The 17,769-nt window shown below is 36.9% G+C and carries 10 protein-coding genes, 3 tRNA genes and 1 riboswitch; of the genes, 5 read left to right on the top strand and 8 right to left on the bottom strand.

Annotated features, from left to right (window positions below):
- Positions 1–198 precede the first annotated feature (198 nt).
- The 8 genes from scpA to K5X82_09655 form a co-directional block, all read right to left on the bottom strand.
- Positions 199–2,352 carry a methylmalonyl-CoA mutase gene (gene scpA, locus K5X82_09620; protein ID QZT35584.1) on the bottom strand — a complete coding sequence of 718 codons (2,154 nt, stop codon included), beginning with the start codon at positions 2,350–2,352 and terminating at the stop codon, positions 199–201.
- A 65-nt stretch (positions 2,353–2,417) separates the two neighbouring features.
- A complete protein-coding gene (locus K5X82_09625) occupies positions 2,418–4,295 on the bottom strand; it encodes an acyl-CoA mutase large subunit family protein (GenBank protein ID QZT35585.1) in 1,878 nt (625 codons plus the stop codon).
- Between the two features lie 718 nt (positions 4,296–5,013).
- Positions 5,014–5,089 (bottom strand) — tRNA-Phe (locus K5X82_09630).
- 57 nt (positions 5,090–5,146) lie between these two features.
- Positions 5,147–5,219, bottom strand: a tRNA-Phe gene (locus K5X82_09635).
- A gap of 172 nt (positions 5,220–5,391) precedes the next feature.
- Positions 5,392–5,464 (bottom strand) — tRNA-Phe (locus K5X82_09640).
- Between the two features lie 55 nt (positions 5,465–5,519).
- Positions 5,520–7,919, bottom strand: a complete 2,400-nt coding sequence (locus tag K5X82_09645; protein QZT35586.1) for a carboxypeptidase-like regulatory domain-containing protein — start codon at positions 7,917–7,919, stop codon at positions 5,520–5,522.
- Positions 7,920–8,291: 372 nt separating this feature from the next.
- Positions 8,292–9,533, bottom strand: a complete 1,242-nt coding sequence (locus K5X82_09650; GenBank protein QZT35587.1) for an ISL3 family transposase — start codon at positions 9,531–9,533, stop codon at positions 8,292–8,294.
- 52 nt (positions 9,534–9,585) lie between these two features.
- Entirely contained in the window at positions 9,586–10,863 is a 1,278-nt protein-coding gene (locus K5X82_09655; GenBank protein QZT35588.1) for an IS1380 family transposase, read from the bottom strand.
- Between the two features lie 260 nt (positions 10,864–11,123).
- On the opposite strand from K5X82_09655, the gene K5X82_09660 reads away from it, so the two are divergent.
- From K5X82_09660 to K5X82_09680, 5 genes are all read left to right on the top strand, one after another.
- A complete protein-coding gene (locus K5X82_09660) occupies positions 11,124–11,693 on the top strand; it encodes a TetR/AcrR family transcriptional regulator (protein ID QZT35589.1) in 570 nt (189 codons plus the stop codon).
- Between the two features lie 142 nt (positions 11,694–11,835).
- Positions 11,836–12,996 carry an iron-containing alcohol dehydrogenase gene (locus tag K5X82_09665; GenBank protein ID QZT35590.1) on the top strand — a complete coding sequence of 387 codons (1,161 nt, stop codon included), beginning with the start codon at positions 11,836–11,838 and terminating at the stop codon, positions 12,994–12,996.
- A gap of 39 nt (positions 12,997–13,035) precedes the next feature.
- On the top strand, positions 13,036–14,487 hold the full coding sequence (locus tag K5X82_09670; GenBank protein QZT35591.1) for an aldehyde dehydrogenase family protein: 1,452 nt from the start codon (positions 13,036–13,038) through the stop codon (positions 14,485–14,487).
- Between the two features lie 12 nt (positions 14,488–14,499).
- Positions 14,500–14,901: a hypothetical protein gene (locus tag K5X82_09675; GenBank protein QZT35592.1), complete on the top strand. Its 402-nt coding sequence runs from the start codon at positions 14,500–14,502 to the stop codon at positions 14,899–14,901.
- 256 nt (positions 14,902–15,157) lie between these two features.
- Positions 15,158–15,347, top strand: a riboswitch (cobalamin riboswitch).
- A 150-nt stretch (positions 15,348–15,497) separates the two neighbouring features.
- Positions 15,498–17,753, top strand: a complete 2,256-nt coding sequence (locus K5X82_09680) for a ribonucleoside-diphosphate reductase subunit alpha (GenBank protein ID QZT35593.1) — start codon at positions 15,498–15,500, stop codon at positions 17,751–17,753.
- Positions 17,754–17,769: the final 16 nt, after the last annotated feature.

A 17,769-nucleotide genomic window follows, 5' to 3' on the forward strand; every position in this document is an offset into this window, starting at 1 on the left:
ACTTTCCACATATGCTATTTATCACCTAACAACGCATCTCAATACAACAAACGCCAACAGCAACAATCAACACACTAAATATCAAAATATTACAACCATATAAAAAAGCAGACCGTTATCAAGCATTCAATTCTAACAACATAAAAAAAGGCTATCCCCAAAGGAGATAGCCTCATTAATATATTGTTTATGATAATACTACTCTTCGATTGAAGCAAGTAGCACTTCCATAATCTTCTTACCTGCGGTAGATACACTCGTACCAGGTCCAAAAATTGCAACCACACCAGAATCATATAGATAATCATAATCCTGAGCTGGAATAACTCCACCTGCAATAACCATGATATCTTCACGACCAAGCTTCTTAAGTTCTGCAATCACAGCAGGAACAAGTGTCTTATGTCCTGCAGCCAATGAAGAGACTCCAAGTACATTAACATCGTTCTCAACAGCTTGTTTCGCTGATTCCTCTGGAGTTTGGAACAATGGTCCCATATCAACATCAAAACCTAAATCAGCATAACCAGTAGCAACTACTTTTGCTCCACGGTCATGACCATCTTGACCCATTTTAGCGATCATGATACGAGGCTGACGCCCTTCTTTTTCTGCAAATTTAGCAACAAGCCCTTGAGCTTCTGTAAATTCTTTATCGTTTGATGCTTCTGATTTATACACGCCTTCAATAGTTCTAACCACTGCTTTATAACGTCCACAAACTTTCTCACATGCATCAGAAATCTCACCAAGAGATGCTTGCTTTTCAGCTGCCTTAACAGAAAGATCTAATAAGTTTCCTTCTCCTGTCTCTGCACACCTTGTGATAGCATGTAATGCTTGTTGACACTCTTCCTCATTACGTTCTGAACGCAACTTGTTCAAGCGCTCAATCTGTGCTTGACGAACAGCAGTATTGTCGATTTCTAGAATATCAATTGGATCCTCTTGTTCCAAACGATACTTGTTCGTTCCAACAATAGTTTGAGATCCTGAATCAATACGTCCTTGAGCACGAGCAGCTGCCTCTTCAATACGCATCTTAGGAACTCCTGTCTCAATCGCTTTAGACATACCTCCAAGTTTTTCAACTTCTTGAATACGTTCCCAAGCTTTATGTGCTAAATCTTGAGTCAATGACTCAACATAGTACGATCCAGCCCATGGATCCAATGAACGACAAATTTCTGTCTCCTGTTGGATATAAAGCTGCGTATTACGAGCAATACGTGCAGAGAAATCAGTAGGAAGTGCAATCGCTTCATCCAATGCATTGGTGTGAAGTGACTGAGTATGTCCTAATGCTGCAGCCATTGCCTCAATAGCCGTACGACCCACATTATTAAATGGATCCTGCTCTGTCAATGACCATCCAGAAGTCTGAGAGTGCGTACGCAACGCCATAGACTTAGGATTCTTTGGATTAAATTGTTTCACAATCTTAGCCCATAACATACGAGCAGCACGCATCTTAGCAACCTCCATAAAGTGATTCATTCCAATCGCCCAGAAGAAAGATAAACGAGGTGCAAACTGATCCACAGTCAATCCTGCATCTATACCTGTTCTCAAATAATCTAAACCATCAGCTAAAGTATAAGCCATCTCAATATCAGCTGTTGCACCTGCTTCTTGCATGTGATAACCTGAGATAGAGATAGAATTAAACTTAGGCATATAGTTAGATGTAAACTCAAAGATATCAGCAATCGACTTCATCGAAAACTTAGGAGGGAAAATGTACGTATTACGCACCATAAACTCCTTTAGGATATCATTTTGAATCGTACCTGCAAGTTTATCCATAGATACACCTTGCTCTTTTGCAGCGACGATATAGAAAGCCATAATTGGAAGTACTGCTCCATTCATGGTCATCGAAACAGACATCTTGTCCAGTGGAATTTGATCAAATAAGATACGCATATCCATGATCGAATCTACTGCCACACCTGCTTTACCTACATCACCAATCACACGAGGGTGATCTGAATCATATCCACGGTGAGTAGCCAAGTCAAATGCAATAGATAAACCTTTCTGCCCTGCTGCCAAGTTTCTACGATAGAATGCATTTGACTCCTCTGCTGTAGAGAAACCTGCATACTGACGTACAGTCCATGGACGCATAGCATACATTGCTGAGTATGGTCCACGAGTAAATGGTGCAAGCCCCGAAGCATAGTTCAAATGCTCCATACCTTCAAGGTCTTCTTTCGTATATACCGACTTAACGGGAATTTGCTCTGGAGTCATCCAGCTCTTTTCTATCCCGTTGTTCTTTTGCCAAGTAAAGCCATCTGTGCTATTATTGGCTGTTTTTATATTGATGCTCTTAAAATCTGGCTTCATAATAGTAATAAGATTCTTAGACTCCCAAAAGCAAATCACTTTTGAGAAGAGACCTAAACTTCAAATTAGTTAATTCCCAACTTTGCTGAATAACCTTTTAGGTCTTCTAGCACATTACTCTTAACATGAATGAAGTTCTCAACACCTTTCGATTTAAGTTCTTCCATACACTTAGGAGCTCCAGCTACAACAAAGATAGCTTCATCTTGGATCATCTCTAATGCCTCAGGAGCCAGTGTTTCATACTCTTCGTCTGAACTACAAAGTACAATAACATCTGCGCCAGCTTCTTTTGCTGCCTTAACACCCTCTTCAATCGTTGTAAATCCGTTGTTATCTTGTACATCCATACCAGATACAGCAAAGAAATTACATGAGAATTGTGCTCTTGCTTTTCTGAACGTTAGGTTACCGATTGTCAACATATAAGCTAATGGGCGCTTGTTCTCTTTTGCATAAAGATCTGTCTTGTATCTCAATGCCTCGAAAGCCTCAGCACCACGATAAGTTGACAATGTATCAATCTCTGCATCTGCTGCTCTCTGACTTACTGGAGCCAAGATAGCATCAGACAACTCACGATCCATATGCTCAGTGAAGTTAGGAAACTGGTTTACACCAAGTATATCCTCTCTACGAGTTGCAATATGAAGATCTCTCTTAGATGCTGTCGATTTAACAGCTTCTTGTATAGAACCAGCTTTTAAGCTTGCCAAGAAACCACCTTGCTCTTGAACTGAGAGGAAAATTTTCCAAGCTTGCTCCGAAATAGATTCCGTTAGCGACTCAATATAGTATGATCCAGCACCTGGGTCAACAATCTTATCAAAATGAGACTCTTCTTTCAACAACAACTGTTGATTACGAGCGATTCTTTCTGAAAACACAGTACTTTCTCCATATACCTTATCAAAGGTAGATACTGTCATAGAGTCTGTTCCACCTAAAATAGAAGACATAGCCTCTGTTTGCGTACGAAGCATATTCACATATGGATCGTATGCTGACTTATTCCACTGAGAAGTTTCTGAATGAATCAACATCTTACAAGAATCATCATTGCTCGCTCCAAATGCTTTAACAATTTGAGACCACAACATTCTTCCTGCACGAAGTTTAGCTAACTCCATGAAATAGTTACCGCCAGTTGCAAAGTTGAATTTAATAGCTGTTGCTGCTTCATCAACTGTTAAACCGCGCTTCACCAACTCAGATAGATACTCAGCTCCTTGAGCCAAACCATAACCTAGTTCTTGAACAATGCTCGATCCACAATTATTAAAGAATTTTGCATTAACAGCAATCGTACGGAAATTAGATACAGAAGAAGCAGCCTCCAAATTGCTCTTCAAACTATCCATTGCCGAATCCACACCATGTGCAAATTTTCCTGTTGCTACATAACGTCCAATAGGATCGTTTGCAACTGATGCAACTACTTTAGTTTTATCAACACCCGAAGCATTTAAATATGCAACAAATGCATCAACAACTGCTTTGTTCTTGCAACAAATTTCAAAGTTAACCTCAATCGCTGTTACATCAATATCTTTCAACAAAGTAGCCATCATTGCCTCAGAAACCTCTACATCATTTCCGATAACGAAACCTAATGAAGTGATTCCCTTATTAAGAACATCTAATGCTTTTGCATTAGCTTCCTCAACATTGTTTACAAGAATATTTTGACGAACATACCAATCGTTGTTGTTCTTCTTTGCTCCACGAACAAATGGGAACTCCCCTGGAAGTTGATCTAAGTGATTTAGTGAAGACAAGTTTTCTTCACGATAAAATGGCTGCACATTGAATCCTTCATTTGTGCGCCATACTAGGGCTCTTTCAAAATCTCTACCCTTTAAATCTACGGTGATTTTCTCAGTCCATTGTTCAGTACTAATGGGTGGAAAATCCTCGAACAATTTTATATTTTTTTCTGCCATAATTTTGGTAAAACTGTTTAAGGAAAAATCGTTTGCCAAAATTAATGGTTTTCAACTGCTTTACATCAAAATTCCTCTTTTTTTTACCCATTTTATATTACAAAAGCAAAAAAAATATATATACAGACATCTACGTCTTATTTATTCCCTAAATTATAGCCACTTTACTCAACATAATTAACACAAAACAAGCATCAACTCTTAAATACACATAAAACACTATAAACGAACACCTTCCACAAAAAAGAAAAAACATTAACAATAACTTAACAAACCTCATGAAATAAGGTTATCTTATGAGTTTGTTTATATCAAAATCCTAAACCAATGTTATGAAACATATAACAAAAAACCTGTTATATTTCAGTATTCCAAACAAAATCCTCATATTCGTAAACGTAATCCTTTTAGACCTAATAAGGTAAAACAACTAAACCAAATTTCTCTACACACAAGAGAACTAACAAAAAGTTTATTAAACTTTTTATTGATAACAAAGAACTCACACCTCTTTGTTAACACAAACTTTTTTACGACAACTAACTTTATTAGCCCTTTTTGTCCCCAACAAAGAGGGCTTTTTCATGTCTTCAAAAGCACACACACTCTTTCATAGAGAAACAGCTATACCATACAAATTGTTTCATCCACCACAAAAAAACTTTTCATTGAGATCAATGCATAAAAAAAGAGGTCGTCTAAAAGACAACCTCTCTTATGGTGGTGCCACCTGGAATCGAACCAGGGACACAAGGATTTTCAGTCCTTTGCTCTACCAACTGAGCTATGGCACCATACTTAAAACATAAACAAGTAACTTCAATCAAACTAGAGTCAGATGACTCTAACGGTGGTGCCACCTGGAATCGAACCAGGGACACAAGGATTTTCAGTCCTTTGCTCTACCAACTGAGCTATGGCACCGATTTCGGCAAAGGAAAGTAACATTATCTCAACCTAATATTTACTATTCCTTATACACCAAAAACTAAAAGAAACTCGCTAAAATAAAACCTTTTCTAAAATATCTATTTGACCCTAAGATCTAAGATAAAACCACACTTTTAAAAGAATAACTATTCCATTTTAAAAGAAGTGGTGCCACCTGGAATCGAACCAGGGACACAAGGATTTTCAGTCCTTTGCTCTACCAACTGAGCTATGGCACCTCTTGTTTTCTCAAGTGCGGTGCAAAAGTAAGGATTTATATTTAACCTCCAAATCCTAATACCAACTTTTCTTTATTTTTTTTGAACGTTCAAATCCAAGTCTAATAATATATGACACCTGACCATATAAGCCAATAGACTTTGGTTCAACCACTTCATTATTGTGAAAACTCCAATACTGATAACCGCCATAACTGGCATCCGTCATATTCTCAAATCGCACTTTTATTTGATGTCCAAACCGGCGTGAATTATAAAACCAACTAACATTGGCACCTACAACCAATGGCGTCTTCAACTCAACGGTATAATCTTCGCTACTCTTGTATACGGTTGTTAGCTCTTTTTTTGATCCCTCAACATCTACTTCAAACATAGAACGTGCTCCCATTAAGCGAAGATCAACCCCTCCTGTAAAATGAGAATTACGTGAGATATCAATTCTTCCTCCTAAGGCTGATGTAATCACATATTTTGGATCCCAAGCCATAACTCTGGATTGTCCATCCGATGTAGTCAATGATGTTTTGAAATAAGTTCCAGTGATACGAATATATGTATTTTGTTCCCAGCATTTTTCTACTGAGGTCGACAACCTTAACACAGAACCTTCACCAGTTGCAGTCATCTCATTTGGAAGCTTATTAAAAGGATTACTTCCCCAGTTTACCATCGCAAAAGAAGATGGCGATTTGTCGACCCACAAATTTGACAACATCTTGTAATCTCCATCTATCATCCAATAAATCTGTGATCCAAAGTGAATATCAAAGCGACTATTTAAACCGACATACGACTCTAATGGCAATGCACTATATTTAACAGGAACAACCTCTTTTTCTTCTATTTTTGTAACATCTTGAACTCTTTCATATAGAGACCACGGTTGGTTCATCTTCCCTAAGTTTGCTCCAACTTTCCAATGAATAGATGGGGTAATCTCCAATTTTATTGCAGCATTTGCAGACCAATAATTGTCTGTTGGCAATGAATTAGAGATATACTTACCTCCAATAAATGAAGATATTTTATTCGTAAAACGTATCATATATCCAACTGAAGTACTCCACTCTCTAAATTTCTGTGAACCGACTCCATAGAGAGCTTTTTTCTCTCCTTTATTCCAAATAGTATCACATAAACTCTGATTATATTGGTTATACGTTAAACCCACAGTAAAATGATGATGACCAGTTGGTTTATAGACAAACCGACTATTCCAACCAAACTGTTGTTGAGCTAAGTCATATTCTCTCGCATATTGTAATTGTCTACTATTTCTTTCTGAACCTTTATCCTTTTGATTCATCCAACCGAAATCATTCTCAAGTGAAAATTTCCCATCTTTAAAGTGAATACGGTGCCTCATCCCTGCTGCAACAGCTGTTTTATCATCGCTCATCTCACTATAAGGTGTGATATTCCATGGGATATACAAAGAGTCTTTAGCACTTACATCTCTTTTACTATTTACTGCTTTTGTCCAGAAAGCAAACGTCCCATATTTAAGTGTAGGCACATATACTGAGAGATTGAAATCCTGAGTTACAGGTAAATTTGTTGTTCGAAACAACTGCTGGGGAATCAAATCACTTTTAAAATAGTTATAACTAAACTTATAGCTAGATCTTGCGAAACGCTCATATGCTCTTAATCCACCTTGACCTTCCACAGAAGCTCCATCACTATTTAGTGAAATTCCAAATTCATTGCCTTTGAAATAACCTGAACTCATCACTATTTCACCACTATTACCAATCGTTGACTCCGAACGTAAACTCTGTAATGAGGTGAAGTTATTTTGTCCAAAAAAAACAAATTCATCGCCATACGTAAGTAGATTCTCCGTCTGTAACCCATCCATAAAGGCTGTGGATATATTAAGTGCCCCACCAAGCTTTGTTCTATTGTACAGAGGAGATACTGACCCCATGGAATAATTGGCACCATATTGATCTACACGATAAGCACCTCCAACAGTCTCCACAGCACTACTTTTATCCAATGGACCCTTATTAGGCAAACTATACATCTCTTCTCTTGATGCAACAGCTCCCGTTAAGACATCACTATAAGGAACCTCATTCAGCTGTTCATAACGCGGAATTACCTTACGAACCTCTTCTACCTCTTTCTCTATATAGACTTGTACAAATGGAGTATGATTCTCATTTAAATCAATACCTGTTACGGTCACCGTTTTGTATCCAATATATCTCACAAAGATCGTATAACTACCAATCGGAATCTCTGTCAACTGAAAAAAACCCTTGGTATCAGATAAAACCTCATATCTTCGACTTGTATTCTTCACCAAAACGGAAACGGATTTAACTGGTTGATGTGTATCACGGTCTAATACCATTCCACAAATCGTTTGATACTGTGCTTGTGCCTGAGCACGCCGAGGAACAAAAACAACAATCAATAACATCAAACAAAAAAAACACCTCATTCTGACAACGATTAAACTATCTTTCATATTTATTTAAAAATCATAGAGAAACATATACATCTATTACGTTCCAAATAACATAATTATTTCACAAAACACTAAATTATCTTTTATTACCTAAAATACGCAGATGTTTTTCTTGCATACCTCAAATCTTTATTATGGGGTAATATCCTGATTTTAAGCCTGCATTTGGAGATACTACGTGCTACATCTATGAATTTAGACCTTTGATAGACACAACTTCCCTTACCCACTTATGTCTTAAGGCTAATGAGGGAGAGCCAATACCAGTTCCGTTTATCATTCTATCCAGTCTTTGTAGATTTAATTAGTTTCTTGGCTCTTTCCAAGATTTGATGGGTAATCATATTAAAAAGAACAATGCTTATTCACCTTTCTAAAATCTAATTTACCCGTAACAAGATATATCATTGTGATGAAATTTTTAGTGTCCCTAAATCCTTTAGCTCTTCTTTTTACTGTTTGAACCACAGAATTAAGACCTTCTAATATTCCATTATTTATCTTTGTTTCCATCCATTGCACAACGCCATCCCAATGTCTTTTAATTGTATTGGCAGCCTTGATGATAGGCTCCATCCTAGAGTGAGTTGCCCAATAATACCATTGTTTTAATAAGCACACAAACTCTTCTGCCGTGTTAGCGTATGTGTAAATATCCTGAAAGCTTTCACGTATTCGGAGTGCTCTGAAACTCTTTAATTTACTGTTTGATATAGAAAGATCCTTAAAGGCTTGCTGTTGCTTTAAGGTGAAGTTTGTCTTGTTCTTTAAGAATAAATACCTGTTCCCCTTTAGACACTCTTCATCTTTTGCTTCAGATCGTCTAACCTTATCTACTGCTTCATTGATTATCTTCATAATATGAAACTTGTCAAATGTAATGGAAGCATCTGGAAGGTGTGTTGCTATGCCACTAATGAATGAAGGAGACATATCACAACTGACATGACTTATTTTACTTGATTTGATCACTTTATTTTGGTCGTGATAATGTGGAATAACCTTACAAAAAGAAGCAATAGTTTCTGCCCCTTTTCCTTCAGTAACATGTACTGTCTTGCGTTCTTTTAGGTCTACAAACAAAGTAACATAATTATGCCCTTTTTTACAAGAAGTCTCATCAACCCCTATCATCTCAATATCAGAATGGTCTTCTTCGGCCTTTGCTGTATCGACATACAAAGTTGCCAACTTCCATAGCTTATCATCATAAACACCTGTCATTTGTGCAACCTGATGAACTGGCATATAAGAAATTAAGGACATTAATAATGCTTCAAACAACAGTGTAAAACCAGGTAGTTCACCTTCCCAAGGCATATCAAGAATAGCAACATTACCATCTCCCTTTATAACACGGGGAACACGTGCAGTTAAATAACACTTATACTCAAAGAAGCTTAAATGCTGCCATGTTTTCTTTCGTGTATCATGCACCTGTAGGTTATCCTCTCCATTGTGACTAAAACGAGAACCTCTCTTAAAATCGATATAAACATCTAAACGTTGGGATTCCTTGTCTAAGTTAATACCATCAATAAAATAGGGAGATTCAATATGTAAGGCTGAGGCTAATAAATCGTACATGATGTCTTATTTTAGAAGTTATTATATAGAAATTAAACATGTAGCATACCCACTAAGTTTCGGAAAGAGCCAGTTTCTTATTGTTTGTTGCTAAATGAACAATCACTCTTCGCCCACTTTTGGTAATCTTAGCTGCCACCGTAACAAAGCGAAATATAAATGCTTTGAGTCTACTTGTTGTCTTTAACCCGTCGACTAAATCAGCAAACTTTGATATTATGTATCGATATAGAATGTGTGCTACAGCCATTATTATCAAGTAAACAGTGTTCTCTTCTAAGTTGCTGTGAGGCATTGATTTCCAATTAAAATCATTGTTCTGAATATCAAAAACCTTCTCGCTAGCTCCACGTTGATTGTAGAATATAATAGCTTGTTCTTCTGTAATATCCCAATCATTGGTTACTATAAACTGATAACTCTTCGCATCATTGGTTATCAATGACATTTGATTGGACTTATTGGGTTTTCGGTATGCGATGATTCTATGTGTATATTGACCAAATTCATATTTGAAGCTATTGACTTCATATGCTTGATTATTTATCTCACAACAAGACCAATTATCTGTTTTTGATGCTTTTGATAGTAATACGTTAGAGTGAGAGGCTCTAATCGAAAATAGAATACCCTCTTGATGAAAGTAGTCTGTAACCTCTTTGATATATGAACCACAGTCCATTCTTGCATATCGTAATTTTACACCTTTGGATGCCAACAACTCTAATGCTCGTTTATGGGTCTCTAATTGAGCCGTTTTAACATGACAATTTCCATTTCGTCCTTCAATATATACAGGAATGTTACCTATGGTTGCGACTCCTGGGAAGTATCCTTCTGTCTTCTTATAGCTATATTCTGCATCACTCTTTTGAGTGGGAATAAACTGGTGATCAAAATCATAGATAAGATCAGAAGCATTAGGATCTAACTGTTTAAACTTAATAGCACTAGCCAACAAGAATTTATTCATTAGTGTGTTAACATTTATCTTTTGGCCTTTAATTGTAGTCTTTCCTTCGATAATCTCACATGGAGTAGAAAGCTCCACATCTCCTCTTAGAATGGTATCAGCAGAAGGGATAGAAATTGATCTCAAGTTATTCAATGTATTATCCCGAAGATAGTTAATATCTTCCGTCGCACTACCTCCACAAAAAGTAGTGTATACGCGTGGTAATAACAAATCAGAGAACTTATAGATACACTTTGGGTCTCGGTCTACTAATTGCTCATTAATAAATTGAATAATGCCGTTTGAAATTAGCAAATCATGAATTAAATATATCCCACCAAATGGTGTCACCTTTGAATTAAAATCTTTGATCATTCACCTAAATAGGTGATTTTTCTGAATATATAAAAGCCTTACTATGCATTGTCTTACTGATGTTTACTTAAAATTAATACAATACACGTGCGGATTCAAGGCTTAATATGATATGTATAGTTCATTATTATGATCGCATATCATTATTAAATAATATTAATTAGTGAATGAACGTTCAGTTTTTAATTGAATGTTTATATATTTGCAAAGCATTACAGTATTAGTTTAATCTAGAGCTTTCCATTTAGGATGTAATCAATATGACAAAAAGAAGAGATAAGAAAGAGGCGTTGCTAGATGCGACACTGACCTTAGTTAATAATCATGGGTTCCATGCTGCTCCTATGTCTAAGATAGCAAAACTGGCAGGGGTTTCTCCTGCAACTATCTATATCTATTTTGAAAACAAACAAGATATGATGAATGCGATTTATCTTAAGTCAAAGCGCGCTATGGCTGATGCAGCTTTTGATGGATATAGTTCGGACATGTCTGTAAAGAGAGGGTTTGAGCTAATGTGGCGTAATGTGCTGGAGTTTAAGATGACACATAAGCGTGAAGCGACACTTTTAGAGCAGTGTGAAACTTCTCCTATTGTGGGGGATGAAATTTTGAAGGAGGGGATCTCTTATTTGTCTCCTATGTCTCAACTCTTAAGAAGAGGTATTGATGAGAATATCATTAAGAATGCTGCAGATTATGAGCTTTATGCTTATGCCTTCTATCCACTTACATTTATTAGTCAGAATATTGGTAGGTCACAAGTTAGCAATAACGATTTAAATATTGATATGCTTTTTTCTATGGCATGGGATAGTATTCGCTGTTAGAATTAGTCATAAATGATCACAAAATAGGGTAGGATATAATATCAATTGGATTAATAGCGTATTTATTAATCCAATTGGAATAACTTCTATCTTTTTTATTATAAAATAGATGAATGAACGTTCACTTATAAAAATATATAAGATGCAAAATTTCGATTATATTAATCCAACGATGATAAAGTTTGGTAGAGGTCAGATTACTACGATACATGAGGTGATTCCTAAGGAAGCGAAAGTAATGGTTCTGTATGGTGGTGGTAGTATTAAAAGGACAGGGATTTATGATCAAGTCATGTCGTCATTGGATGGGTATGATGTCGTAGAGTTTTCAGGTATTCCCTCTAATCCTGAGTATGAGGTGTTGATGGATGCCGTAAGTATTGTTAGAGAACAAGAAGTTAATTTCCTATTGGCTGTAGGTGGGGGATCGGTTATTGATGGAACTAAGTTTATTTCGGCTGCTTCAGTATATGATGGAGATGATGCTTGGGATCTTCTTACCAAGCAGGAGCCTATAATGGAAGCAGTTCCATTCGGAACAGTATTGACGATGCCAGCAACAGGATCTGAGATGAACTATGCGGCAGTGATTACAAAAAGAGCCACATCTGAGAAGTTACTGATGCAAGGCGTTGGAATCTTTCCTCAGTTTTCAGTATTAGATCCGACTGTGGTTTCGACAATACCAGAGAGGCAGTTATCTAATGGTTTGATTGACTCTTTTGTTCATGTATTAGAGCAGTATCTCACTTACCCCGTAGAGGCCAGATTACAAGATAGGTTTGCTGAGAGTATCTTGAATACACTTGTGGATATTGCACCTAAAGTAAAGTTTTCACCCTCTGATTATGGTTCGGCATCAGATTATATGTGGTGTTGTACGAATGCATTAAATGGGATGTTGCATAATGGTGTTCCTCAAGATTGGGGGATTCATATGATTGGACACGAAATAACTGCAATGTATCATATAGACCATGCTATTACTCTGGCTATCGTTGCACCGAGTTATTATCAACATTTGATTGGACAGAAAGAGGCTAAGTTAGCTCAGTTTGCTGAGCGTATTGCTGGGGTGACAGAAGGTACACCACGAGAAAAAGCAGTCAAAGCGATTGAGTTTATCAAATCGTATTTCTTAAGTTTAGGAGTTACATCAAAACTTTCTGATTATGTGGATTGTTTTGATCAGTGTGCAGAGAACATCTCAAAGACTTTTAAAGAGAGACAATGGTTGGGATTGGGTGAAAAACAGAATGTGACGCCCGAGATGGTAGAACAGATTGTGAAAGCTGCGTATTAAATTAGATCGTGTTTATTCAATTATAGAAATAGAGAAGTGATGCAAGACATTCTAAATATTAAGTTTGAAGAGATAGGAGATTACTGTCGTAAAGGCAGAACTAAGAGTTATTTATGGCGTGTAACGCAACTAAATGCTTTAAAGAGTCTACTTAAGGACTCTTCGACATTAATTGATAATGCGCTTTATGAGGATTTAGGAAAGAGTAGCTTCGAGTCGTACCTTACCGAGATTAACATACTAATTACGGAGATTGATCATACTTTGGATCATCTATCGTCTTGGATGAAAGATGAAGTGGTAGATACTCCTGCTGCGTTGCAACCTGCTCGGTCATATATTCGATATGAGCCACTTGGTGTTATTTTGATTATGGGAGCCTGGAACTATCCTCTTCAATTGACTTTGGGGCCCTTAATACCTGCTATTGCTGCAGGTAACGGAGCTATTATAAAGCCACCTCGTACTGCATCTGCTACTACTCGAATCATTAGGGATCTTGTACCTCAATACCTAGATTCACAGGCCTTTTGGGTCACTGAAGAGGATACTTCCAATGATGCATTGCTAGATCTACACTGGGACAAGATCTTTGTGACTGGTAGTGGAAGAGTTGGAAAAGTGGTGATGAACGCAGCGTCTAAACGACTGATTTCTGTGACTTTAGAGTTGGGGGGTAAAAGTCCTGCATTTGTTGACAGATCATGTGATTTAGAGGTGAGTGTTCGACGTTTATTACAGGGGAAATTTATGAATGCCGGTCAAACATGTGTTGCTCCTGATTATGTATTGTTAGATAAATCGATTGCTGCTGATTTCTATAAGATGGTACCTCAAGTTATACATAGTTTTTTTGGTGCTAATCCTAAAGAAAGTAATGACTATGGGCGAATTATTAATGAAAAGACTTTTAGTGGCTTGGTTGGGTTAATAGAAGGTCAAGATATTCTGTGTGGAGGTGAATATGATCAGGCTTATAAATATATTGCACCTACAGTACTAAAAAATGTTTCTCCAGAAGCATTGATAATGCAAGATGAGATCTTTGGACCGATTTTACCTGTGATAGAAATTGATTCGATGAAAGAAGGGATTGATATTATGTATGGTAAGGATAAACCTCTTGCATTATATGTTTTTGCAGAGGATAGAGAAGTGGTTAAGCATATCCTTGATCATACTACAGCTGGAGGTGTTTGTGTTAATGACTGCCTATTTCATTTGGCTGTCCCTGATCTTCCTTTTGGAGGTGTTGGTCCTGCTGGTATGGGTAAATACCACGGTAAGCATGGTTTCTTAGATTTGTCCAATGCCAAGGCGGTATATGATCATCAGACGGGATTCGATACCCTGAAACGTTACCCGCCATTTACAGAGGAGAAGATATCAATGATGAAAAAAATGTTGGGAATTAAATTGCCATCATGTATGGGGCGCAGCAAGTGTACTTCATGGTTTGTCAATACTTTTGGATCTTGGTTTGTTAAATAAAAAAGTGGTTGTATGATTGGCTGGAAAAAGAGTTTTAATAAATGGTACTTCTGGATCTCGGGTGTAGTCACTATTCTGGGGACACTTCCATCCATGTTGGCTCCTTTGAGAGGGACATTTCTAACGATGGGAATTGATTTTAGTGATAAGATAAGTGCACTACCTTTAGTTGGTCATTGGGGAATCATGGTTGTGGGTATCGGAGTGTTGATATTTCTTAGTGCGAAAAACAAAGAGTTGCGTAAACATATTATTTGGTATTCTCTGATCGAAAAGACTTATTTAGTTGGCGGTGGGATTTGGATGTATATGCAAGATCCTATTTTAGGAGCTGGGTATAATGGAGCTATTGTTGCAGATTCTTTACAAGTGTTAGGTGGACTCTTTTTTCTCTTGGTTACACGTAAAGAGTAAGTAAAACCGGATAGCGAAACATTCGTTGTGCCAGTCGTGGATCTCATAAGGCTAGAGTCTATAGAAGGTAGTATTGTTATTCAGTACTACCTTTTATTATTTAAAGATACTCGATCTTTTATTTATCTTATATTCTGTTTTATGAATAAAGTTATTCACATAGATTTTATATAATTACTTACGATAGTATGGGAAAGATATCGTTTTGTAAGGAACGGTTTTACCTATATTGTTGATAAAAAATGAGTGTGATATATTGTATAAAAAAGAGTTCGAGGTATTTTTATATCCTAAATATAAGATCTCGGAATACTGTCCAATGCAGTAGCTGTCCCCGCAGCCGTAGATAACTTAAGCGATTTGTTGTGTAGGCCACTATAGTAAAATATGGGAAGGTATTCAATTCGTGTTATAAGCCGGAAGACCTCTTATATCGTAGTACAAGCTATACTTTCGGGTGAACAGTAATAGTCAATATAATACAGAGTCGTTGTTCTATTACATCGAACTTTCTGTTTATGTATATTGATGACTTCTATATTTTACTCGACTGATTTGTCGCTGCCAATTGAATAAGGAACTTATTATTATTGTTTATGATGGATGTGAAGATCGTTCGTTTTTCGGGAGAAATTACTGACTATGAGTGGTGTGTTTGGAAAGATATAATTCTTTCAAATGGTTATATAGATGATGAGACATTATATGAAATAAGATCTCGTTTAGAACAACAACTTTTTAATTGTATTTCGGAGAATCAAGTGCTAGATATTTTGATTCGTATCATAGCGGATACTATTGATATTGATAAACCGGCGATGCAATATCATGCTTCAAGATTACTATTGAGAATTGTGATGCAAGAAGTCCATGGTGGTGAAACTCCTTGTACATTGAAAACGCTCTACTCACGTAATGTTTCGATTGGGGTATATGATAATGCACTGATGGAAATGTATGATGAGGCTTCGTGGGAGGAGATTAATGCATATATTAATCATGAAAACAACCTGTCGTTTACCTATGCTGGGCTACGGCAAATGGTAGATAAATATCTGGTTCAAGATCGAATTCATAAAACACTTTATGAGACACCTCAAGAGGCTTTTATGCTTATTGGGATGTTCATGTTCATGAAAGAAAAGAGAGAAATAAGAAAAGGGCTAATTTTCTCTTTTTATGATGCCTTATCACAGTTTAAAGTCTCATTACCGACACCGATTATTTCAGGAGTAAGAACTCCATTACGTCAATTTAGTTCATGTTGTTTGATCGATGTTGGAGATACAACAGACTCTATTTTGGCTTCTAATAGTGCTGTAGGATATTATACTGCACAGCGTGCTGGTATTGGCCTTAACTTTGGACGGATTCGAGGAAAAGATGCTAAAATAAGAGATGGATCAGTGGTTCATACAGGGTTGATTCCATTTATGAAGATATATGAATCTACGACCAAAAGCTTTACTCAAAACTCTATCCGTGGAGGCGGATCTACAGCCACCGTTCCATTCTTTCATTGGGAAATAGAACAGTTTATTCGCTTAAAGAATAATAAAGGGAATGAGGAGAATAGGGTGAGGCGAATGGATTTCTCTATTGCATTACACAAAGTGTTTAGAGAGAGAGTTAGAGAAGATCAAATGATAACTCTATTTTCAATGGAAGAGTGTGCACCTCTTTATCAGTCGATGTATGGTAAAGATGTGGATCATTTTAGAGATGTATATGAAGCTTTTGAAGCTAGGTTGGACATTCGTAAAAGAGAGGTGTCTGCGAGGGAGTTGTATGTTGCGATAATACAAGAGCGTTTTGAGACAGGTCGGATATATATATTGAATGCAGATCATGTAAACAGTCATAGTTCTTTTTCGAAACCAATATATATGAGTAATCTTTGTCAAGAAATAACCCTTCCAACCTCCCCCATTCAGTCGGTTGATGATACGAACGGTGAGATTGCGATGTGTATCTTGAGTAATATCAATTTGGGCAAGATTGACTTTATAGAAGAACTAGATGACTTAACACGACTACTGGTAAGATTTCTTGATAATCTTATAGATTATCAAGAGTATCCATTGTTGTCAGCGGCTAGGGTGACTCAGAAAAGACGTAGCTTAGGAATTGGGATTTCTGATCTATTCCATTTCTTAGCAAAGCAAGGAGTGGAATATGATAAGAAAAAAGCAAGAGATCTTGTTCACGAATATATGGAGAGGTTTCAATATGGGTTGATTAGATCTTCTATGTTATTAGCCAAAGAGAAAGGGATGGCAGAAGGGTTTCATGAAACGATGTATTTCTCGGGAGTATTTCCAATAGATAGTTACTGTCGTACCGTGGATCAGCTGCATGAAGAGGGCTTGAAGTGTGATTGGAGTAAACTGAGGGAAGAGGTTAAAAGATATGGGATGCGTAATACGACTTTAAGTGCTATTCCACCAGCAGCATCTAGCTCGATAGTCTCTAATTCCACCGCAGGTGTAGACCCTCCGAGGATGCATATGACTACTAAATTAAGTAAGCATGGTCCTTTGGTACAGCTATTGCCTGATATTGAGAAATATTACTCTAGTTATTCCCTTGCTTGGGGAATCTCGAATGCTTCGTATATCAAACTTATTGCAGTAATTCAGAAGTTTATTGATCAAAGTATTAGTACCAACATGTATTATGATTTATCGTTGTATGAGAATGAAAGAGTGCCGATTAGAGAGTTAATAGAAGATGAGTTGACAGCCTATAAGTATGGATTAAAAACACTCTATTATTTAAATACTCATGACGGTTCTGGTAATGAAATGGAGAAGGTAGAGAGTTCTTGTTCTGGTGGAGCTTGTGAAGTATAACTTCCATCAAATGTTG

The sequence above is a fragment of the Prolixibacteraceae bacterium genome (assembly GCA_019856515.1).
GTDB lineage: Bacteria > Bacteroidota > Bacteroidia > Bacteroidales > Prolixibacteraceae > Halosquirtibacter > Halosquirtibacter xylanolyticus.